The following is a 19,655-nucleotide window of genomic DNA, read 5'->3' as shown; positions in this document are numbered from 1 at the left end:
CCGCCCTTCCTGTCATGTCCGTCTGGCGTGACGGTCATGACAGGGGCGTGAAGTGCCGGGAGCGGCGGGTGGGGGGACGGGTGTGCCGGGCTCCGCCTGGTGCGCCCACCCCGCCGCTCACCGTCCGCTCAGACGCTGTCCGGAAGCTCCTTCAGCGCTTCCGCGACCGCCGCGGCGAGCGGGGTGGTCGGCCGACCGGTCAGCCGGGCGAGGTCGCCGGGGGTGGCCGCCAACTCCCCGCGGGCGATCCCGGCATCCGCGTCGGCGACCAGCTCCGCGGCGGCCGCCGGCACCCCCGCCCCGGTCATCAGCGCCACGTACTGCTCCGCCGGCAGGTCGCGGTAGGGGATCTCCCGGCCGGTCTGCCGGGACACCTCGGCCGCGTACTCGGCCATCGTCCAGGCGGTGTCCCCGCTCAGCTCGTACACCGCGTTGGTGTGCCCGGCCGGGTCCGGGCCGCCGCCGGTGAGCACCACGGCGGCCGCCTCGGCGTAGTCCCGACGCGCCGCGCTGGCCACCCGGCCACCGTCCGCGCTGCCGAGGACCGCGCCGGCCTTCAGGGTGGTGGCCAGCGCCCCGGTGTAGTTCTCGTGGTACCAGCCGTTGCGCAGCAGGCAGTACGGCACCCCGGAGGCCAGCAGGGCCTGTTCGGTGCCGACGTGCTCCTCGGCGATGGCGAAGGTGGCGGCCGGCCCGCCCAGCACGCTGGTGTAGGCGAGCAGCGCCACACCGGCTTCCCGGGCGGCGTCGACGACGGCCCGGTGCTGGGGCAGCCGCCGCCCGGCCTCGTTGCCGGAGATGAACAGCACCCGGTCGCCGGCCGCGAACGCGCCCCGGAGCGTGTCGGGGCGGCCGTAGTCGGCGGTGCGGACCTCGACGCCCCGGGCCGCGAGGTCCGCGGCCCGGCCCCGGTCGCGGGCGAGGGCGACGATGCCGTCCGGTGAGGTGCGCTCCAGGAGCGCTGCGATGACGAGCCGGCCGAGCGCACCCGTGGCGCCGGTGACGACGATGCTCATGCCCTGTACCCCCTGGCGGTCTGTTGGATCGGTCGGGAAGGCCGCCAGCATGGCATTCGCGCCCCGTCCGCAGAAGGGTCCGGGCCGCGCCCGCTCCAGGGCTGCGCCTGCTTCCGGGCCGAGCCCGCTACGGGGCCGAGCCCGCTCCCGGGGCCGGAAAAACCGAGCGGGTGCCCGCGGAGAACGCCTTTGCGCTCCCCGCGGACACCCGCGGAAGGTTCGGTCGGACCGCCGGCCCGGGACCGACCAGGTCCTAGCCGACGACCGTCCAGGTGTCGTTGCCGGCCAGCAGGGCCCCCAGGTCGCCCTTGCCCTTCTGCTCGACGGCGGTGTCCAACTGCTCGGACATCAGCGTGTCGTAGACCGGCCGCTCGACGCTGCGCAGCACACCGATCGGGGTGCGGTGCAGGGTGTCGGGGTCGGCGAGCCGGGAGAGGGCGAACGCCGTGGTGGGGGAGGGGTTGTGCGCGTCGTGCACCAGGACCCCGTCCGAGCCCTCCTCGGTGACGTCGATGACCTTGAGGTCGCCGGTGACCGGGTCGCGGACCACGCCCTTGGAGCCGAGGCCGTCCGGCGCCGGGGCACCGAACCGGATCGGCTGCCCGTGCTCCAGCCGGATCACCGCTTCCTGGGCCTGCTCCTTGTCCTTGAGGACCTCGAAGGCGCCGTCGTTGAAGATGTTGCAGTTCTGGTAGATCTCCACCAGCGCGGTGCCCGGGTGGTCGGCGGCCGCGCGCAGCACCGAGGTGAGGTGCTTGCGGTCGGAGTCGACGGTGCGGGCCACGAAGGTCGCCTCGGCGCCGAGCGCCAGCGAGACCGGGTTGAACGGCGCGTCCAGCGAGCCCATCGGCGTCGACTTGGTGATCTTGCCGACCTCGGAGGTGGGGCTGTACTGGCCCTTGGTCAGCCCGTAGATCCGGTTGTTGAACAGCAGGATCTTGAGGTTGACGTTCCGTCGCAGGGCGTGGATGAGGTGGTTGCCGCCGATGGACAGCGCGTCGCCGTCACCGGTGACCACCCAGACCGACAGGTCGCGGCGCGAGGACGCGAGCCCGGTGGCGATGGCCGGGGCGCGGCCGTGGATGGAGTGCATCCCGTAGGTGTTCATGTAGTACGGGAAGCGGGAGGAGCAGCCGATGCCGGAGACGAAGACGATGTTCTCCTTGGCGAGGCCCAGCTCCGGCATGAAGCCCTGGACGGCGGCGAGGACGGCGTAGTCACCGCAGCCGGGGCACCAGCGCACTTCCTGGTCCGACTTGAAGTCCTTCATGGACTGCTTCGCCGTGGCCTTGGGCACCAGGGAGAGCGCCTCGATCTGGGCGGGCGACTCCGAGACCGTGTCAGTCATTGATGGCCTCCTTAAGGGCCTCCGCGAGCTGCTCGGCCTTGAACGGCATCCCGCTGACCTGGGTGTGCGAACGCGCGTCGACGAGGTACCTGGCGCGCAGCAGGGTGGCGAGCTGGCCGAGGTTCATCTCCGGCACGATCACCTTGTCGTAACGCGCGAGGACCTCGCCGAGATTCCCCGGGAAGGGGTTGAGGTGCCGCAGGTGCGCCTGGGCGATGCGCTGCCCCGCGCCCCGGACCCGCCGGACCGCAGCGGTGATCGGCCCGTACGTGGAACCCCAGCCCAGGACGAGGGTGCGCGCGCCCTCGCCGGTCTCGTCCGCCGGGTCGTCGACCTCGACGTCGGGGACGTCGATGCCGTCCACCTTCGCCTGGCGGGTGCGGACCATGAAGTCGTGGTTGGCGGGGTCGTAGGAGATGTTGCCGGTGCCGTCCTGCTTCTCGATGCCGCCGATGCGGTGCTCCAGGCCGGGCGTACCGGGGATGGCCCACGGCCGGGCCAGGCTCTCCGGGTCGCGCTTGTACGGCCAGAACACCTCGGTGCCGTCCGCCAGCCGGTGGTTGGGGCCGGTGGCGAACTGCACGCGCAGGTCGGGGAGTTGGTCGACCTCGGGGATCCGCCAGGGCTCCGAGCCGTTGGCCAGGTAGCCGTCGGAGAGCAGGAAGACCGGGGTGCGGTAGGTGAGCGCGATCCGGGCCGCGTCCAGCGCCGCGTCGAAGCAGTCGGCGGGCGTCTTGGGCGCCACGATCGGCACCGGGGCCTCGCCGTTGCGGCCGTACATCGCCTGGAGCAGGTCGGCCTGCTCGGTCTTGGTGGGCAGGCCGGTCGACGGGCCGCCGCGCTGGATGTCCACGATCAGCAGCGGGAGTTCGAGGCTGACCGCGAGGCCGATGGTCTCCGACTTCAGTGCCACGCCGGGGCCCGAGGTGGTGGTCACCGCCAGCGAGCCGCCGAACGCCGCGCCCAGCGCCGCGCCGATGCCGGCGATCTCGTCCTCCGCCTGGAACGTCCGCACGCCGAAGTTCTTGTGCTTGGACAGCTCGTGCAGGATGTCGGAGGCCGGGGTGATCGGGTACGAGCCGAGGTACAGCGGCAGATCGGCCTGGCGCGCGGCGGCGATCAGGCCGTAGGACAGCGCGAGGTTGCCGGAGATGTTGCGGTAGGTGCCGGTCGGGAAGGCGGCGGTGGCCGGTGCGACCTCGTAGGACGTGGCGAAGTCCTCGGTGGTCTCGCCGAAGTTCCAGCCGGCCCTGAAGGCGGTGACGTTCGCCTCGGCGATGTTCGGCTTCTTCGCGAACTTGGCCCGCAGGAACTTCTCGGTGCCCTCGGTCGGCCGGTGGTACATCCACGACAGCAGGCCCAGCGCGAACATGTTCTTGCTGCGCTCGGCCTCCTTGCGGGAGAGCCCGAACTCCTTGAGCGCCTCGATGGTCAGCGTCGTCAGCGGCACCGGGTGGACGTGGTACGCCGACAGCGAGCCGTCCTCCAGCGGGTTGGTCTCGTAGCCGACCTTCGCCATCGGGCGCTTGGTGAACTCGTCGGTGTTGACGATGATCTCCGCGCCGCGCGGCACGTCGCCGATGTTCGCCTTCAGGGCGGCGGGGTTCATCGCCACCAGGACGTTCGGTGCGTCGCCGGGGGTGAGGATGTCGTGGTCGGCGAAGTGCAGCTGGAAGCTGGAGACGCCCGGGAGGGTTCCGGCGGGGGCCCGGATCTCGGCGGGGAAGTTCGGCAGCGTCGACAGGTCGTTGCCGAACGACGCCGTCTCGGACGTGAAACGGTCACCGGTGAGCTGCATACCGTCACCGGAGTCGCCGGCGAACCGGATGATCACCCGGTCCAGGCGCCGGACTTCCTTGCCCGGGCCGCCGTCGCCGGACGTGCGCTGTTCCCCGACTAGCGCTCCGTCGGCCTGTTCGGCTGTGCTACTGACCTGGCTGGTCACTGCTTCGGACCTCCCTCAAGGGGTGCGGCATCCCCGCCGGACGCAGGGCGTAGGACGGGTCGTACCGACCGGTTGTCCCATAACCATCGTACTTGGGTAAGGGTGCCCTTCCCTGGGCTGGCCACATCGTGGACGCCCGGATGAGACACCGTTCTGTACTGGTTTGTCATCGAATCACTGCCCCCGTCACCCCTGTCTCCATGCCGCACTGGCCTCGTCCATTGGTGCTAGGGCCATGGTTCTAGGTCCCATCCCTCAGCCGCTGGTAGATCCACGCATTGGCAACGTCTGACAGGTTGCCAGTCCGTCAGGAGTTGAGGTAAGTGAGGACCGCGAGCACGCGTCGGTGATCCCCGTCACTCGGCGTCAGGCCGAGCTTCAGGAAGATGTTGCTGACGTGCTTCTCGACCGCGCCGTCGCTGACCACCAGCTGCCGGGCGACCGCGGAGTTGGTCCGGCCCTCGGCCATCAGCCCCAGTACCTCGCGCTCCCGCGGCGTCAGGTGCGCCAGCGCGTCCTGCTTGCGGCTGCGGCCCAGCAGCTGCGCCACCACCTCCGGGTCCAGCGCGGTGCCGCCGCGGGCCACCCGGACCACCGCGTCCACGAACTCCCGCACCTCGGCGACCCGGTCCTTGAGCAGGTAGCCGATGCCCCGGCTCGATCCGGCCAGCAGCTCGGTGGCGTACTGCTCCTCGACGTACTGCGACAGCACCAGCACCCCGACCCCGGGGTGGTCCCGGCGCAGCCGGAGCGCGGCCCGTACGCCCTCGTCGGTGTGGGTCGGCGGCATCCGCACGTCCGCCACCACCACGTCCGGCGGGGTGCCCGTGCCGGCCAGGTCTGCGACCGTCTTCACCAGCGCCTCGCCGTCGCCCACGCCCGCCACGACCTCGTGCCCGCGGTCGGTCAGCAACCGGGTCAGGCCCTCCCGCAGCAGCACCGAGTCCTCGGCGATGACCACCCGCACGCTGTCCTCCACGTCCGCCACGATGACATTCCCCCCACGTTCCCTACGGTCCAGCCTGCCGTCCCCCAGCATTCCAGCATCCGGAACGGGGCGGGCGGGTGAGGGGGAGAACCGGGGAGGTGGGCGGGTGGGGGCGGGAGCGCCGGAGTGCGGGGGACGGGCGTGGGCGGAGGCGGGCGAGCGGGGCGGGGCGCTACGAGCGGGTGGGGCCGGACCCTCGTCCGGTCCCACCCGTGAGCGTCGCGGCCCGGCCCGGGGCCGGGCCGCCGGTCAGCCGCGCCAGGGCAGCTCGGCGGTGATGGCGGTCGGGCCGCCGGCGGGGGAGTCCACGACGAGGAGGCCGTCGACGGAGTCCAGCCGCTCGGCGAGGCCGGCCAACCCGCTGCCGGCCTCGGTGCTCGCGCCGCCCCGACCGTCGTCCGACACCAGGACCATCAGCCGGCCCGCCCGTCGCCCACCATCGCCCTTGTCCGAGGGCCCTGCGGGCCCGCACCCCTCGCCGTACCAGACGTCCACCGACGCATGCTCCGCCGAGCTGTGCTTGGCGACGTTCTGGAGCAGTTCGGAGACGGTGAAGTAGGCGATGCCCTCGATGGCCGGGGCCGGGCGGCGCGCCAGGTCCACCTGGACCGTGACCGGCACCGGGCAGCGCCCGGCCAGCGCGGACAGCGCCGGGCCCAGCCCGCGGTCGGTGAGGATCGCCGGGTGGATGCCGCGGGCCAGGTCCCGCAGCTCCTGGAGCGCGATCTTCACCTCGCCGTGTGCCTCGTCCACCATCCGCGCCACGCTCTCGTCGGCCTGGCCCTCCGCCAGCTTCTCCTTGGCCAGGCCCAGGTCCATCGCCAGCGCCACCAGCCGGGCCTGCGCCCCGTCGTGCAGGTCCCGCTCGATGCGGCGCAGGTCGGCGGCGGCGGTGTCGACCACCACCCCGCGGTCCGACTCCAGCTCGATGACCCGGTTGGCCAACGGCGACGGCCCCAGCAGCCCGCGCACCAGCAGCCGGTCCACCTGCGTCAGCCCGCGGAACACCCACGGCCCGGCCAGCACCATCAGCAGCCCGAACGCGCCGGTCACCATGGCCGTCACCGTCGGGCTCAGATACAGGACGGTGCCCCCGTCCCCCCACAGTTGGATACCGGGCAGGGAGGCGTACGAGGGCATGAGCCAGTACCAGAACGGGAAGCTGAGCAGCGCCCAGCCCACCGACCAGAACGTCACCGCGAAGACGAACGCGAACAGCGCCCACGGGAAGTGCAGGAACGCGTAGAGCAGGTGCCGCCAGGACGCTCCGCTCTTGAGGACCGCCCCGACCCACGCCACCAGGCCGGGCTTCGAGGGGCGCAGCGGCTCCGGGGCGGCCACGTCCAGCCGCAGCAGCGCCCGTGCCCGGGCCCGCTCCAGGGCGCCCAGCCCCCGGGCACCGACCAGCCCGCCGGCCAGTACCGGGATGCCCAGGAACGTGATCAGCAGGCCGGCGCTCAGCGAGACCAGGGTGACCGCGTAGGCGAACATCACGCAGGCCACCGGGAGGTTCAGACAGAGGTGGAGGAACTCCCGCCAGGTGCGACCCGAGAAGGGGGCGCGCAGGCCCGTGGGCACCCGGTGGCCACCGGGCCGCGTGGGGTGGGCGGGGTGCGCGGAGTACGCGGTGTACGCGGTGTCCATGTCTCGTCGTCCGTCCGTTCTGCCGTGGCGTCCGGTGCCGGGGCCGGTGCCGGGACCGGCGGTGAATTCGTCGGTGAATCCGGCAGGGGTTCCGGTGGTGGTCCCGTCGGCGATTCCGTTGGTGGGTCCGGCGGTGGTTCCGGTTGGTGGTTCCGTTGGTGGTTCCGGTGGGTTCCCGCCGGCGATCCGGGTGGGCCCCGCCGGCCTCTGCCGGCTCCGTCCAGGGTCGACGATCGGCGCGGCCCGGACCATGTGGCTGCTCGCAGTCTTCCGCCGGGGGTTTTCCCCACCCCCGGCGTCGGGCCCGCGGCCCGCTCAGCGCCCCTTACGCGGCCCCGCTCCCGCCTCTGGCCGCGGCCGCCACGGCACCTCCGCCGTTACCCGGGTCGGCCCGTCCGCCGGCGAATCCAGTACGAACAGCCCGTCCACCGCGCCCAGTCGGTCCGCCAGCCCGGCCAGCCCGCTGCCGCCGTCGAGCCGCGCCCCGCCCTTCCCGTCGTCCTGCACCTGGAGCAGCAGCCGGTCCCGGGACCGCCACACCTCGACCGACGCCTGGCGCGCCGCGCTGTGCTTGGAGACGTTCTGGAGCAGTTCGGAGACGGTGAAGTAGACGATCCCCTCGATGGCCGGCGCGGGCCGCTCGGCCAGGTCCACGGAGCTGGTGACCGGTACCGTGCAGCGCCCGGCCAGCGACGCCAACGCCGGGCCCAGCCCGCGGTCGGTGAGGATCGCCGGGTGGATGCCGCGGGCCAGGTCCCGCAACTCCTGGAGCGCCAGCTTCACCTCGCCGTGCGCCTCGTCCACCATCCGCGCCACGCTCTCGTCGGCCTGTCCCTCCGCCAGCTTCTCCTTGGCCAGGCCGAGGCCCATGGCGAGCGCCACCAGCCGGGCCTGCGCGCCGTCGTGCAGGTCCCGTTCTATCCGCCGCAGATCGGCGGCCGCGGTGTCGGTGACCACCATCCGGTCCGACTCCAGCTCGGCGATCCGCCGCTCCAACTCGTCGGAGGGCGACAGCAGCCCCCGCACCATCGCCCGGTCCACGTTGGACAGCCAGCGCGCCAACCACGGCAGCACCGGCCAGCCTACGAACAGTGCGGTGAGGATCACCGAGAACGTGAGGATGCCCCATGGCAGCCGGATGACCGCGAACAGCGCGTGCCGCCAGGCCACCGGGTCCTTCAGGCGCGCCCACAGCCATCCGAAGAACCCGCCCTCCCGGGGCCGCGGCGGGCTCGGTTCGGCCACCGCCACCCCGAGCCAGGCCCGCGCCCGGGCCCGTTCCAGCTTCCCGTAGAGCCGACAGGCCGTCAGGCCCGCGGCCAGCAGCGGCAGTCCGACGACCGTGACGGAGAGCCCGAGCCCCAGCACCAACCACACCACCAGCACCGCGAACGCCGTCACGTCCAGGGGGAGGTTGACCAGCAGATAGCCGATCTCCCGCCAGGTCCAGCCGTCGAGCGGTGGTCTCGGTGGCGGGAGCGGCACCCCGTCGGGGGCGTCGGCGTCGGCAGTGAGCTGGGAACTTTCCGTCATACGCCCCAGCTTGCCGGGGTCCGCGCCGCTCTGCCATGGGGTTCGTCGGGTGGCGGGCGGGGGGTTTGCCCCACCCCCCGCCCGAGCGGACCGAATTGGCGCGGGCCACTGTGGACAGGGCGCGGCGCCGGGCCCGTATGGTGTTGCGGTGCAGAACGGCCGCGTGGACATGACGAGTGCGACGACGGGTGCGGACGCGGGCCCCGGAGCGCGCGGCGGTAGCGCCCGGACCACGGCCCGGGCGCAGCCCACCACGGCCCCGCCGGAGCCCGCCACGGCGCCCGCAGGCCCGGCGGATCCCCAGGACACCGGCGGCCCGCGCTGGGACGACCGCAGCCGCAACCGGACCGCGATGACCGCCAGCGGACTGCTCGCCGCCGTCGCCGGAATCTGCGCCGCCACCTGGTACGGCGCCGGTGCCGCCCTCTGGACGGGCGTCGCGGCCGTAGTGGCCGCGGGCGGCGGCGCGGCGCTCACCGCGGCGCCCGGACGACGGGTCGCCGGCACCGCCCTGCTGCTCACCGGCGGCACCCTCGGCGTCCTCGCCGCCTGGCAGGCGGCTCCCGGCGGCGCCGCCCGGCTCGCCGCCACCGGACTCACCGCCGCGGTCGCCCTGGCCCTGCTCGGCCTGCGCACCGGCCTGGGGCGCGGCGGCCTCACCGGCGCGGCCGCGGTCGCGCTGGCGGTGGGCGTCTGGGAGCTGCTGCTGGCCCTGACCGACCCGGTCCTTACCGGCGTCACGCTCGGTTTCCTCTCCGTGCTGGTTTTGGGCGCACTGCCCTGGCTGGCCCTGCGCGCGGCCGGCCTGACCGGGCTGGACGACCGGCACTCGGGCGGCACCCCGGTCAGCCGCCACCGGGTGGCCGCCGCGCTGGCCGCCACCCACCGGGGGCTGGCCCCGGCCACCGTGGCGATGGCGGCCTCGGCCGGCGCGGCCGGTGTCCTGGCGGCGGGCGAACCCGGGCTCTGGACGGTGCTCACCGCCCTGCTGCTCGCCGTCGTCCTGTTCTCCCGGGCCCGCGCCTACCCCCTGGCCGTTGAGGTGGTCGCCCTGCTCGCCGCCGGAACGGCCGTCTGCGTACGGCTGGTTCTGCTCTGCGCGACGGACGGCGGGGCGCCGGGGCTCGCACTGGCCGTATTGGGCTTGCTGGCCGTCCTCCCGGTGGCGGCGCTCGCGGTCCGGCTGCCGGAACCGCTACGGAACCGGCTGCGGCGCTGGCTGGATCTGGTGGAGTCGGTGAGCATGGTGGCGCTGATCCCGGTGGGCCTCGGCGCGTTCGGGCTCTACGGGCTGCTGCTGGGCGGGTCCTGACGGGGGACGGGTTCGGTAGAGCCGGATGAGCCGGATGAGCCGGGAGAACCGGGAGAACCGGAAGTAGGGGAGGGCCGATGCCGCCGGTGAAGCTGGGGATGACAAGGGTGCCGGGGGTGACGGGGGCGACGGGGACATCCTGTGAAGACACGTGGCCGCCGGAACGTTCCGGTCGGCTCGGGGAGTTCGGAACGCGGGGGCGCAATGCCGGGGAGGAGGTGAGGACCAGGTGACGACGGAGAGCGCGGCGCAGCCGACGACTGCGACGGGTATGCCTGATATGCCGGGTGCGGCCAGTGCGACCAGCACGGTGAGTGCGGAAGGTATGGGCGGTCCGGCGGTGGATGCGGTGAACGCGGTGAACGGAGGCGCGGCGGGCGGAGCCGCCGGCCTCGCGGGCGCTGCTGCCAACAACGTTGGTTCTTCCGGTTCTGCCGGCTCTACTGGTTCTGCCGGTTTTTCTGGTGCCGGTGCCGGTGCCGGTGCCGGTGCCGGTGCTGGTGGTGCTGCTGGTTTGGGTGGCGCGGCGGTGGCCGGTGGTGCGCCGGGCGCACTGCCCGCCGCGGTGCCGATGCCACCGGCCGCGTCCGCGCCGGCCCCGACCCGCCCGATGCCCGCGGTGGCCGAGCCGTCCCCGTTCGACCCGACGCCGTCCCCGTTCGACCCGGCCCCGGCCCAAGTGCCGACGGCTGCGCCCGCACCGGCCGCCGCGCCTGCGGCCCCGGTTGCCCCTACGGGCCCGGGTGCCCCGACGACCCCGATCGCCCCTCCGATCACGCCAGCCCCTCCGATCTCACCGGCCCCGCAAGCAACGCCGGCCCCTCAGGCCATGCCAACTCCTCAGGCAATGCCAACCCCCCAAGCCCCCCAGGCCCCTTCGGCCTCCCAGGTCCCTTCGGCTCCCCCCGCCGCTCCGGCCCCGCCGCCCGGCGCCCCGTTGCCGCCGGTCGCACCCGCCCCGGGCCACGCCCCGGGCCACACCCCCGGCCCCGCCCCATCCGCCGGCCCCGTACCGCCGGCGGCCGCGCCCCCTGCCCAGTCGCCTCCCGCCCCCGGGCGCTACGGACGTGCCGGGCTGCCCGCGCGGACGCCCGTCTCCGTACCGCTGCTGCCGCCCGAGCTGGCCGACGGGCAGCCCCGGCCGCGCCGCGGCGACCCGCTGGCGCGGCGCGCGGGCCGGGCCCTGCGCCGGGTGTTCGCGTCCTCGCCCGCCGCCGAGACGGCCGCCGTCACCCAGGCCGCGTACGCCATCCAGCAGCCGGTCTCCAGCGGTCGGCAGATCGCGGTGTCCAGCATCCGCGGCGGTGCGGGCAAGTCCACCGTCGCCGCCCTGCTCGCGCTGACCTTCGCGCACTACCGCTCCGACCCGGTCCTCGCCGTCGAGGCCGACCCGGCGCTGGGCACGCTCCCGCACCGGCTCGGCGCCCGCGAGGTCCGCTGGTCGGGCAGCGACCTCGCGCAGATCCTCGACCCGTCGATGCTGATCACCGACCTGACCGGCTACCTCCTCCCGTTCTCCGGCGGCGGCTGGTTGCTGCCCGGGAGTCAGGGCGCCATCGGCACCCGGCTGGACATCGACACCTACCGGGTGGTGATGACCTCGCTGCGCCGCCACTTCGCCGCGACGGTGGTGGACTGCGAGACGCTGCCCGCCGAAGTGGCCCGCACCGCGCTGGTGACGACCCAGGCCCGGGTCCTGGTCACCCCGGCGACCCCGGAGGGCGTGGCCGCCACCCGTTCCGTACTGGACTGGATCGGCAGTCTCCACCCCGGCCTGCTGCCGACCACGGTCGTGGTGCTCACCCACTCCTCGCCGGACAGCGGCGTCGACGTCCGTAAGGCCGCCGCGCATCTGGGCGCCGGTGGCGCGGCGGTGTTGCCGCTGCCCTACGACCGCCATCTGGCGGCGGGCGGCGCCATCCGCAGCGAGCTGCTGGGGGCCCGAACGCGGGAGGCGGCGGCGCGGATCGCGGCCGAGGTCATGGACCGCGCGGTCTCCCGGGACGGGTCCCGGCGCCGCTCGCCGCACCAGGAGCCCCCGCGGCCGTCTTCCCAGGGGACGCCCCGAGCGGAGCGATCGGCCCAGGCCCCCATGCCCCGGCCGCCGGCCCCGGCCCCCCAACCGCACCCGACACCGGCCCCGCAGGGCTACCCCCAGCCTCAGCACCAGCCCCAGCCTCAGCACCAGGCCCAGCCTCAGGCCCCCACCGGCCCCCCGCTCCCCCCTCAGCCCCAGCTGCACCCCCAGCCACCGCTGCCGCCCACCGACCCCCGGACCCCGTACGGCGGCGGCACCCCGCGCTGACGAGACCGCGGGCTGACGAGACGCCGCGCTGACGAGACGCCGCCCCGAGCCGGGGCCCGAGCCAGAGCCGAGGCCGGGGCCAGGGCCCGAGCCAGGACCTGATCCCGGCCCCGGACGCGCCACCCGCCTCTCTCTTCCCCCCGATCCCGCCAACCGGACGGCCGCCGTCCGGTCCGTGAGACACCTCATGAGACGACCGGACCAGCCGTCTACGCTGCCGGCCACCCAGGTAGGGCGAAGTGGGGACAACCCCGCCATCCGCGATCATGCGGCTGCCCAACGCGACCGGGGCAGGGCCTAGACTCCCGTTCGTACAGATCGTGTAAAAGTCGTTTCAAGAAGCGCAGTCAGGGAGCGAGGGGCGGACGTGCCGGACGCGACCGTACGCACCACCGTCGCCGCGGACTATTTCCAGGGCTATTCGGCCGTCGGGATCATGGCCGTGGTCGGAGTGCTGTTCGTCGCCGTGGCCTTCGGGGCCGGGCGGCTGCTGCGACCTGTCGTGCCCACGCCCGAGAAGCTGCTGACCTACGAGTGCGGCGTGGACCCGGTCGGCGAGGGCTGGGCGCACACCCAGGTCCGCTACTACGTCTACGCCTTCCTCTACGTCATCTTCGCCGTCGACTCGATCTTCCTCTTCCCCTGGGCGACGGTCTTCGCCGCACCGGGATTCGGTGGGGTGACGCTGGCGGAGATGTTCATCTTCCTCGGCTTCCTCGCCATCGGCCTCCTCTACGCGTACAAGAAGGGCGTCCTGGAATGGACGTGACCCCCGCCTCCGCCGGCTCCGAGGCCGCGCCCCGGAGCGCCGCCCCCGAGTTCCTGCCGGAGCCGCGGCGCCTCGGCGCACTGGCCCGGCTCGCGCCCGAACCCATGAAGGTGGTCCTGAACTGGGGCCGCCGCTACAGCCTGTGGGTCTTCAACTTCGGCCTGGCCTGCTGCGCCATCGAGTTCATCGCCGCGTCCATGGCCCGGCACGACTTCATCCGGCTCGGGGTGATCCCGTTCGCGCCCGGCCCGCGCCAGGCCGACCTGATGGTCGTCTCCGGCACCGTCACCGACAAGATGGCGCCCGCGGTCAAGCGGCTCTACGAGCAGATGCCCGAGCCGAAGTACGTCATCTCCTTCGGCGCCTGCTCCAACTGCGGCGGCCCCTACTGGGACTCGTACGCGGTCACCAAGGGCGTCGACCAGATCATCCCGGTGGACGTGTACGTCCCCGGCTGCCCGCCCCGCCCGGAGGCGCTGCTCCAGGGCATCCTCAAGCTCCAGGAGAAGATCGCCCGCGAGTCGCTCGGCGAGCGCTACGGGCAGGCCGCCCGGCCGTCCGCAGCGGCCCTCCGCAGCGGCCTGGTGACCCCGCCGGCCGCCCCGGGACCGGACGCGTCCGGCACCGCGGGGGAGGAACCCCGATGACTGAGCAGCCCCAGCAGCCCCAGCAGCCCCAGCACCCCGATCAGCCCCAGCAGCCCGAACAGCCCGAGCGGCCCCAGCAGCGGCCGGAAGAACCGACCGGGGAGCCGGCCGAGGAACAGGCCACTGCGGCAGCCGTCGAGCCGGCAGCCGCCGAGCCGGCCGCCGAGCCGCTCGTCGGCTGGTTGCCGCGGGCCGCCGGTGAACTCTTCGGCGCCGGCGCCACCGCGGAGCTGGCGTACGACCTGCTGACCGTCGACGTCCCGGCGGACGCCTGGCTCACCGCGCTGACCGCCGCCCGCGACGACCTCGGCTGCACCTACTTCGACTGGCTGAGCGCCGTCGACGAGCCCGGCACCGGCTTCCGGATCTGCGTCCACCTCGCCGACGTGGCGCGCCCCGGCACCGTACGCCGACTGATCGTCCGGACCACCGTGCCGCACGACGCGCCCGTACTGCCCACCGCCGTGGGCGTGTTCGCGGGCGCCGGCTGGCACGAGCGGGAGACCCACGAGATGTTCGGCGTGGACTTCACCGGCCACCCGCACCTGGTGCCGCTGCTCCTGCCGGACACCTTCGAGGGCCATCCGCTGCGCAAGGACTTCGTTCTGGCGGCCCGGGTCGCGAAGGCGTGGCCCGGTGCCAAGGAACCGGGGGAATCCGAGCACGGTGGGCCCAAGCGGCGGCAGATGCTGCCCCCGGGAGTGCCCGACCCCAACGAGTGGGGCCCGCTCAAAGGCCAGCTGCCGCCCGCCCCGGCACGGCCGGCCCGCGGTGCGCGGGCGGCGGGTGCCGCCGGCGAGCGCCCGGCCCGGCGGACCCGGACCGCGAGCGCGGGCTCGGCGAGCCAGCAGGCGGCGGGTGCCGAGGCGGCAGGTACCGAGGTACCGGCCGGCACCCCGGCCGAGCCTCCGGCCCGCGCCGCGCGCCCGGACCGGCCCGTCCGGCGCGCCCGCTCGGCGAGCGGGGGCTCGGCCAGCCAGCAGACGGCCGCCGCCGAGGACACGGGACCCAAGGACACTGAGCCCAAGGACACCGCGCCCGAGGGCACCGCGCCTAAGGACGCGGCGCCCAAGGCCACCGCTGGGGGTACCGCTGCCGGCGGGACCGCCCCGGCCGACGGGCGCCCCGCCGCGCCCCCGCGCTCCGCCGACGCGCCTTGGCACCACGCCCGCCCGGCCTTCGACGCACCGGAAGCCGCACCGGAAGCCGCACCCGAGCCCGGACCGGCCGCCGCGCCGACCGGCGAGCCGAAGTCGAAGCCCGAGCCGAAGCCCGAGCCGAAGCCCGAGCCGGAAGCGACCCCGACCCCGGCCCCAACCCCGGAGTCCACCCCGCAACCGTCCGACGAACCGTCAGGCGCACGCCCCGAAGGCCCCGAAAGCCCGGAAGCACGGCCCGACACACGGCCCGACGCACGACCCGAAGGAGGCGACACCCCATGAGCGACACCCTCGCCCTGGTGCTGCGCCTGCTCGCCGTCTTCGTCGTCTTCCTGGTGTTCCCGCTGGTCATCGGCCAGACCGAGCACAAGGTCATGGCCCACATGCAGGGCCGCCTCGGCCCCATGTACGCCGGTGGCTTCCACGGCTGGGCGCAGCTGGTCGCCGACGGCGTGAAGTTCGCGCAGAAGGAGGACATCGTCCCGGCCGGCGCCGACCGGCGGATCTTCCAGCTCGCGCCCGCGGTCGCCCTGCTGCCGTACCTCCTGGTCCTGGTCGCCATCCCGATAGGGCCGCACAACGCCGTCGGGCAGGCCATCGACGCGGGCATCTTCTTCGTGCTCGCCGTGATGGGCGTCGGCGTGCTCGGCTCCCTGATGGCGGGTTGGGCCTCGGCCAACAAGTTCTCCCTGCTCGGCGGTCTGCGGACGGCCGCGCAGCTGCTCGCCTACGAACTGCCGATGCTGCTGGCCGCCGCGTCCGTCGCGATGGCCGCCGGCACCCTCTCGTTGCCCGGCATCCTCGACGCCTTCCACTGGTGGTGGGTGCCGTGGCAGCTCGTCGGCGGTGTGGTGTTCTTCGTCGCCGGACTCGCCGAGCTCCAGCGGCCGCCGTTCGACATGCCGGTCGCCGACTCGGAGATCATCTTCGGCGCGTACACCGAGTACACCGGACTGCGCTTCGCGCTCTTCCTGCTCGCCGAGTACGCCGGCATCGTCGTGCTCAGCGCGCTGACCGCGGTCCTCTTCCTGGGCGGCTGGCACGGCCCGTTCGGCGCCGACGGCCTGGGCTGGCTGTGGACGCTGGTGAAGACCGTGGCGCTCAGCTTCGTCGTCATCTGGCTGCGGGTCACCTACCCGCGGCTGCGCGAGGACCAGCTGCAGAAGCTCGCCTGGACGGTCCTGATCCCGCTCGCGCTCGGCCAGATCGCCCTCACCGGCATCATCAAGGTGGTGATCTCCTAAATGGGAATCCCCGGTTCCGGCTTGGCCAAGGGCCTGGCCGTCACCCTCCGCACGATGACGCGGAAGTCCGTCACCGCGCAGTACCCGGACGTCCAGCCCGACCTCCCGCCCCGCACCCGCGGCGTCATCGGGCTGTTCGAGGAGAACTGCACGGTCTGCATGCTGTGCGCCCGCGAGTGCCCCGACTGGTGCATCTACATCGACTCCCACAAGGAGACGGTGCCGCCGGCCGCCCCCGGGGGCCGCGAACGCAGCCGCAACGTACTGGACCGCTTCGCGATCGACTTCGCGCTGTGCATGTACTGCGGGATCTGCATCGAGGTCTGTCCCTTCGACGCGCTGTTCTGGTCGCCGGAGTTCGAGTACGCCGAGACCGACATCCGCGATCTGACCCACGAGCGCGACACGTTGCGCGAGTGGATGTGGACGGTGCCCGAGCCGCCCGCGCTGGACCCGGCGGCCGAGGAGCCCAAGGAGATCGCCGCCGCCCGCAAGGCCGCGGACAAGCTCGCCGCCCAGCAGGCCACCGCAGCAGCGCAACCGCAATCCGACGGGACCGCTGCCACCCCCGACACCGACACCACCCAGGAGGGAACGTGACGCTCGCCGCCGCAAGCCACGGCTTCCTCTCGCCCACCGGCGTCGAGATCGCCTTCGTCCTCGTCGGCATCGCCACCCTCGGCGCGGCGCTGATGACCGTCACCTCCCGGCAGTTGGTGCACGCCGCACTGTGGCTGGTGGTCGCCCTCGGCGGGGTCGCCGTGGAATACCTCCTGCTCACCGCCGAGTTCATCGCCTGGGTCCAGGTGCTGATCTACGTCGGATCGGTGGTCGTGCTGCTGCTCTTCGGGCTGATGCTCACCAAGGCGCCGATCGGCCCGTCCCCGGACGCCGATTCGGGCAACCGCTGGGCCGCGCTCACGGTGGCCGGCGCCTCGGCCGCGGCCCTGGTCTGGGTCGTCGTCGACGCCTTCCGCGCCACCTGGATCGACCTCGACGGGACCGTGCAGGGCTCCGCCGAGGTCTCCGGGCGCAGCCTGTTCCGCTTCTGGGTGCTGCCCTTCGAGGCGCTCTCCGTCCTGCTGCTCGCCGCGCTCGTCGGGGCGATCGTGCTGTCCCGCCGGGGTGGCGATGCCAAGGGCGCCGCCGAGACCTCGGCCCCCGCCGCGGGGGAGGAGCGGCACTGATGCATCTCGCGTACCCGGCGGTCCTCGCCGTCCTCCTCTTCTGCACCGGCCTGTACGGCGTGCTCGCGCGTCGCAACGCGATCCTGGTGCTGATGTCCGTCGAGCTGATGCTCAACGCCGTCAACCTCAACCTCGTCGCCTTCGACGTCTGGCTGCGCGACACCCTGCACGCCGGCCAGGCGCTGACCCTCTTCACCATCGCCGTCGCCGCCGCCGAGATCGGCATCGGGCTGGCGATCGTGTTGCTCGTCTACCGCAACCGCGGCAGCTCCGACATCGACCGGCTCCGCGACCTCGCCGAGCGGCCGGACGGCCCGGACGGCCCGGACGGCCCGGACGGCCCGGACGGCCCGGACGGCCCGGACGGCCCGGACGGCCCGGACGGCCCGGACGGCCCGGACCGTGCGGACGGGGCGCGGCAGCCGCAGCCGGACACCGGGGCGGAGGCCACCGCGTGACTCTCACGACCACCGCCGTACTCGTTCCCCTCCTGCCCTTCCTCGGGGCCGTCGTCGGCCTCCTCCTGGGGCGCCGTTCGCCCAGTTTCGTCCGGCCGCTGGCGGTGCTGCCGACGCTCGCCGCGGCGGTGCTGACCGTCGCCGTCGCCGTCGGCCAGGGCGGTGGCCCGGCCACCGACGTGGCCACCCGGCTCACCCCGACCGGCTCGCTCCCCATCGACCTCGCGCTGCACATCGACGGCTTCGCCGCGCTGATCGCCGTCCTCGTCGGCGTCGTGGCGACCTGCGTGCAGATCTACTCCACGGCGTATCTGCGCGACGATCCGCGCTACCCCTCCTACGCCGCGCTGGTCTCGCTCTTCACCTCCGCGATGCTGCTGGTCGTCTACACCGGCGACCTGATGGTGCTGCTGGTCGGCTGGGAAGTCATGGGCATCTGCTCGTACTTCCTCGTCGGCCACTACTGGGAGACCGAGGCCGCCCGCGCCGCCTCGCTCAAGGCGTTCCTCGTCACCAAGCTCGGCGACGTCCCCTTCCTCTTCGGCATCTTCGCGCTGGCCGCCGACACCGGGACCTTCCGGATCACCGGCATCCTGGGCCACGTCGCCCGCGACGGCCTGCACCACCCGACGCTGATCGCGCTGCTGCTGCTGGCCGGCGTCGCGGGCAAGTCCGCGCAGTTCCCGCTGCACACCTGGCTCCCGGACGCGATGGCCGGCCCGACGCCGGTCTCCGCGCTCATCCACGCCGCGACGATGGTCGCCGCCGGTGTGTACGTCGTGGCCCGCCTCCTCCCGGTCTTCGCCGCCTCCGCGGCGGCCCTGGTCGTGCTCGCCGTCCTGGCCGCGGTGACCATGGTCGGCTCCGCCCTGGCCGCGCTCGCCCAGGACGACATCAAACGCGTGCTGGCCTACTCGACCGTCGGCCAACTCGGCTACATGACCGGTGCGCTGGCCGTCGGCAACCGCGGCGCCGCCGTCTTCCACCTCCTGTCGCACGGTGCGTTCAAGGCCCTCCTCTTCCTCGGCGCGGGCGTGGTCATCCACGCCGCGGGCACCAACTCGCTCGCCGCCATGGCCCGGATGGGCGGCCTGGCCCGCCGCGTCCCGGACGCCGCCTGGACGCTGGCCGTCGCCCTGCTCGCGCTCGCCGCGATCCCGCCGTTCGCCGGCTTCTTCTCCAAGGAAGCCGTCCTGGGCGCCGCCGAGCACGCCGCCACCGGCCACGCGGCCGGCATCCCCGGCGTCGCCGGCTGGACCGTCCTGATCTCCGGTCTGCTCACCGCCCTCCTCACCGCCGCCTACGCCACCCGGCTATGGCTGCTGACGTTCTGCGGTACCGGCCCCGAGGCCCCCGACCACGGCCCGCAGCCGCGCGCCATGACCGCCGTGCTGTGGGTGCTCTTCATCCCCACCGTCGGCTTCGGTCTGACCGCCCCCCTCCTGCCCGCCTGGTTCGACGGGCGCTCACTCACCCCGACCCTCACCACCTCCGTGCTGGGCACCGGTGTCGCCCTCGTCGGCGGCCTGATCACCTACGCCGCCTGGCGCCATACCAGCGCCCTCGCCACCCGCACCCCGCTCGGGGCCGTCGCCGTGGCGGAGGACGCCGGCCCCGCACTCGCCGAGGAACTGGCCATCGTCACCCACCCCCCGGCCTACGGCGACGTCGCCGGAGCCCCGGACCCGGCCGACCCCGGCCGGCTCCTGCTCGGCCCGCTGCACCGCCACGCGGCCGCCGGCTTCCACCTCGACGCGGTCTACTCCGCGCTGTTCGTCCGACCCACCCGCGCGGCCGCGACCCTGGTCCGCTTCCTGGACCGCGCAGTCGTCGACACCTACGTCAGCGGCGCGGGCACCGCCCCCCGCTGGCTGGGCGCCGCCGTCCGCCGCGCCCAGACCGGGAACGTGCAGACCTACCTCGGGGCGCTGCTGGCCGGTGCGCTCGTCCTGGGCATCGCCGCCGTCCTCGTCGCTACGGGCACGGGAGCCTGACCGTGCCGCCAACCACCGGGGGCCGACCCCCGCACCCCCAGCCGACAGTCCTCGTGGCCTGCCTCGCCGGAGCCGAAACCCTGAGGAGGGCCTGACCCGTGAACC

The 19,655-nt window shown here is 73.9% G+C and carries 16 protein-coding genes; 10 read left to right on the top strand and 6 right to left on the bottom strand.

The window, feature by feature from the left end; genetic code table 11:
• Positions 1–128: 128 nt before the first annotated feature.
• The 6 genes from ACFVT2_RS22870 to ACFVT2_RS22845 form a co-directional block, all read right to left on the bottom strand.
• On the bottom strand, positions 129–1,016 hold the full coding sequence (locus tag ACFVT2_RS22870; RefSeq protein WP_390020714.1) for an SDR family oxidoreductase: 888 nt from the start codon (positions 1,014–1,016) through the stop codon (positions 129–131).
• A gap of 253 nt (positions 1,017–1,269) precedes the next feature.
• Positions 1,270–2,364 (bottom strand): 2-oxoacid:ferredoxin oxidoreductase subunit beta, encoded by a 1,095-nt coding sequence (locus ACFVT2_RS22865; RefSeq protein WP_390020711.1) that lies wholly within the window; start codon positions 2,362–2,364, stop codon positions 1,270–1,272.
• Complete coding sequence (locus tag ACFVT2_RS22860; RefSeq protein WP_390020708.1) at positions 2,357–4,309, bottom strand: 2-oxoacid:acceptor oxidoreductase subunit alpha; 1,953 nt, start codon at positions 4,307–4,309, stop codon at positions 2,357–2,359. Before ACFVT2_RS22860 ends, ACFVT2_RS22865 begins: the two co-directional genes overlap by 8 nt.
• A 307-nt stretch (positions 4,310–4,616) precedes the next feature.
• The gene (locus tag ACFVT2_RS22855; RefSeq protein WP_390020760.1) at positions 4,617–5,276 is read right to left on the bottom strand and encodes a LuxR C-terminal-related transcriptional regulator; all 660 of its coding nucleotides are present in this window, start codon (positions 5,274–5,276) and stop codon (positions 4,617–4,619) included.
• Between the two features lie 270 nt (positions 5,277–5,546).
• A complete protein-coding gene (locus tag ACFVT2_RS22850) occupies positions 5,547–6,941 on the bottom strand; it encodes a sensor histidine kinase (protein WP_390020705.1) in 1,395 nt (464 codons plus the stop codon).
• Between the two features lie 315 nt (positions 6,942–7,256).
• Positions 7,257–8,474 carry a sensor histidine kinase gene (locus tag ACFVT2_RS22845; RefSeq protein ID WP_390020702.1) on the bottom strand — a complete coding sequence of 406 codons (1,218 nt, stop codon included), beginning with the start codon at positions 8,472–8,474 and terminating at the stop codon, positions 7,257–7,259.
• Positions 8,475–8,622: 148 nt separating this feature from the next.
• Here ACFVT2_RS22845 and ACFVT2_RS22840 point away from each other — a divergent pair, with 148 nt between their 5' ends.
• The 10 genes from ACFVT2_RS22840 (at position 8,623) to ACFVT2_RS22795 (ending at position 19,550) form a co-directional block, all read left to right on the top strand.
• Positions 8,623–9,786: a secretion protein snm4 gene (locus ACFVT2_RS22840; protein ID WP_390020699.1), complete on the top strand. Its 1,164-nt coding sequence runs from the start codon at positions 8,623–8,625 to the stop codon at positions 9,784–9,786.
• A gap of 937 nt (positions 9,787–10,723) precedes the next feature.
• On the top strand, positions 10,724–12,091 hold the full coding sequence (locus tag ACFVT2_RS22835; RefSeq protein ID WP_390020696.1) for a hypothetical protein: 1,368 nt from the start codon (positions 10,724–10,726) through the stop codon (positions 12,089–12,091).
• Positions 12,092–12,458: 367 nt separating this feature from the next.
• On the top strand, positions 12,459–12,860 hold the full coding sequence (locus ACFVT2_RS22830) for an NADH-quinone oxidoreductase subunit A (RefSeq protein ID WP_390020693.1): 402 nt from the start codon (positions 12,459–12,461) through the stop codon (positions 12,858–12,860).
• Positions 12,851–13,507 (top strand): NADH-quinone oxidoreductase subunit B, encoded by a 657-nt coding sequence (locus ACFVT2_RS22825; protein ID WP_390020690.1) that lies wholly within the window; start codon positions 12,851–12,853, stop codon positions 13,505–13,507. Before ACFVT2_RS22830 ends, ACFVT2_RS22825 begins: the two co-directional genes overlap by 10 nt.
• Entirely contained in the window at positions 13,504–14,949 is a 1,446-nt protein-coding gene (locus tag ACFVT2_RS22820) for an NADH-quinone oxidoreductase subunit C (RefSeq protein ID WP_390020687.1), read from the top strand. The genes ACFVT2_RS22825 and ACFVT2_RS22820 overlap by 4 nt, the downstream gene beginning before the upstream one ends.
• Complete coding sequence (locus ACFVT2_RS22815; protein ID WP_390020684.1) at positions 14,946–15,911, top strand: NADH-quinone oxidoreductase subunit H; 966 nt, start codon at positions 14,946–14,948, stop codon at positions 15,909–15,911. Before ACFVT2_RS22820 ends, ACFVT2_RS22815 begins: the two co-directional genes overlap by 4 nt.
• Entirely contained in the window at positions 15,912–16,511 is a 600-nt protein-coding gene (locus tag ACFVT2_RS22810; protein ID WP_390020681.1) for a NuoI/complex I 23 kDa subunit family protein, read from the top strand.
• Complete coding sequence (locus tag ACFVT2_RS22805; RefSeq protein WP_390020678.1) at positions 16,508–17,098, top strand: NADH-quinone oxidoreductase subunit J; 591 nt, start codon at positions 16,508–16,510, stop codon at positions 17,096–17,098. The genes ACFVT2_RS22810 and ACFVT2_RS22805 overlap by 4 nt, the downstream gene beginning before the upstream one ends.
• The gene (gene nuoK, locus ACFVT2_RS22800; protein WP_390020675.1) at positions 17,098–17,556 is read left to right on the top strand and encodes an NADH-quinone oxidoreductase subunit NuoK; all 459 of its coding nucleotides are present in this window, start codon (positions 17,098–17,100) and stop codon (positions 17,554–17,556) included. Before ACFVT2_RS22805 ends, nuoK begins: the two co-directional genes overlap by 1 nt.
• Positions 17,553–19,550 carry an NADH-quinone oxidoreductase subunit L gene (locus tag ACFVT2_RS22795; RefSeq protein ID WP_390020673.1) on the top strand — a complete coding sequence of 666 codons (1,998 nt, stop codon included), beginning with the start codon at positions 17,553–17,555 and terminating at the stop codon, positions 19,548–19,550. Before nuoK ends, ACFVT2_RS22795 begins: the two co-directional genes overlap by 4 nt.
• The last annotated feature ends 105 nt before the right edge of the window (positions 19,551–19,655 follow it).

Source organism: Streptomyces sp. NPDC058000 (assembly GCF_042886435.1).
Classification (GTDB): domain Bacteria; phylum Actinomycetota; class Actinomycetes; order Streptomycetales; family Streptomycetaceae; genus Streptomyces.
This window is presented reverse-complemented; position numbering and strand designations above follow the sequence as displayed.

Excerpts from the sequence above, each read along its gene's own strand:
- ACFVT2_RS22810 (WP_390020681.1), top strand. The coding sequence starts at position 15,912 with ATGGGAATCCCCGGTTCCGGCTTGGCCAAGGGCCTGGCCGTCACCCTC.
- ACFVT2_RS22865 (WP_390020711.1), bottom strand. The coding sequence starts at position 2,364 with ATGACTGACACGGTCTCGGAGTCGCCCGCCCAGATCGAGGCGCTCTCC.
- ACFVT2_RS22870 (WP_390020714.1), bottom strand. The coding sequence starts at position 1,016 with ATGAGCATCGTCGTCACCGGCGCCACGGGTGCGCTCGGCCGGCTCGTC.
- ACFVT2_RS22825 (WP_390020690.1), top strand. The coding sequence starts at position 12,851 with ATGGACGTGACCCCCGCCTCCGCCGGCTCCGAGGCCGCGCCCCGGAGC.
- ACFVT2_RS22815 (WP_390020684.1), top strand. The coding sequence starts at position 14,946 with ATGAGCGACACCCTCGCCCTGGTGCTGCGCCTGCTCGCCGTCTTCGTC.
- nuoK (WP_390020675.1), top strand. The coding sequence starts at position 17,098 with ATGCATCTCGCGTACCCGGCGGTCCTCGCCGTCCTCCTCTTCTGCACC.
- ACFVT2_RS22820 (WP_390020687.1), top strand. The coding sequence starts at position 13,504 with ATGACTGAGCAGCCCCAGCAGCCCCAGCAGCCCCAGCACCCCGATCAG.
- ACFVT2_RS22845 (WP_390020702.1), bottom strand. The coding sequence starts at position 8,474 with ATGACGGAAAGTTCCCAGCTCACTGCCGACGCCGACGCCCCCGACGGG.
- ACFVT2_RS22850 (WP_390020705.1), bottom strand. The coding sequence starts at position 6,941 with ATGGACACCGCGTACACCGCGTACTCCGCGCACCCCGCCCACCCCACG.